This is a genomic window from Planomonospora corallina (genome assembly GCF_042650625.1).
Lineage (GTDB): Bacteria > Actinomycetota > Actinomycetes > Streptosporangiales > Streptosporangiaceae > Planomonospora_B > Planomonospora_B corallina.
On the sequence record NZ_JBHSBM010000088.1, the window covers coordinates 1 to 853 of the forward strand.

The 853-nt window shown below is 67.5% G+C and carries 1 protein-coding gene; it reads right to left on the minus strand.

The window, feature by feature from the left end:
* Positions 1 to 853 (minus strand): cbb3-type cytochrome c oxidase subunit I (locus ACFOWE_RS33860; protein WP_377295183.1); only part of this gene is annotated, 853 nt, incomplete at both ends.

Below are 853 nucleotides of genomic sequence, written 5' to 3' on the forward strand. Positions count from 1 at the left end.
CAGGTTGATCAGGAAGCCGAAGACTCCGGCTCCCAGGAAGTTCCAGAAGCCCACCGCGACCATGAACATCACCGCCCAGCGGTGCGGGAAGGGCGCCGTGCCGTGCGCCTGCTGCCGGGAGCCGAGCTGCAGGAAGGTCCAGGCCTCGATGGTGAGGAAGGTCAGCGGGATGAGCTCCATGGCGGAGAAGAAGGCGCCCAGCGCCATGTGCTCCACGGGGGTTCCCGAGAAGTACAGGTGGTGCATGGTGCCGATGACGCCGCCGACGGAGTAGAGGATGACGTCGAGGAAGACGAGCTGCAGCGCGATCCTCCGGCGCACCACCCCGAGCATCACGAAGATGTAGGCGACCATGACGGTGGTGAACAGCTCCAGGAAGTCCTCCACCCACAGGTGCACCACCCAGAACCGCCAGAACTCGCTGACCGTCAGGTGGTTGCCGGTCCCGGCGAGCAGGCCGACGGCGTAGAAGCCGGGGATCGCCAGACCGGCGTAGAAGAACACCCACGGCAGGTTCGTCCGGTGCTCGGTCCTCAGCCGGGCGCGGATCACCCGGTAGATCATGGCGATCCACAGGAACATGCCGACGGTGAGCAGGATCTGCCAGACCCGGGGCAGGTCGAGATACTCCCACTGCTGGTCCCAGAGCGGGGAGCCCTTGGCCCACTCCACTCCGAAGACGCTCAGCGCCTCGCCGAGCAGCGAGCCGCCGACGACCAGGGCCAGCGCGCCCAGCAGGCCGTAGGCCAGCCAGTGCTGCTTGTCCGGCTCGCGGCCGGAGATGTAGGGCGCCAGGAAGATCCCGGCGGCGAGGAAGGAGGCCGCGGTCCAGAACAGCGCGAGCTGCACGTGC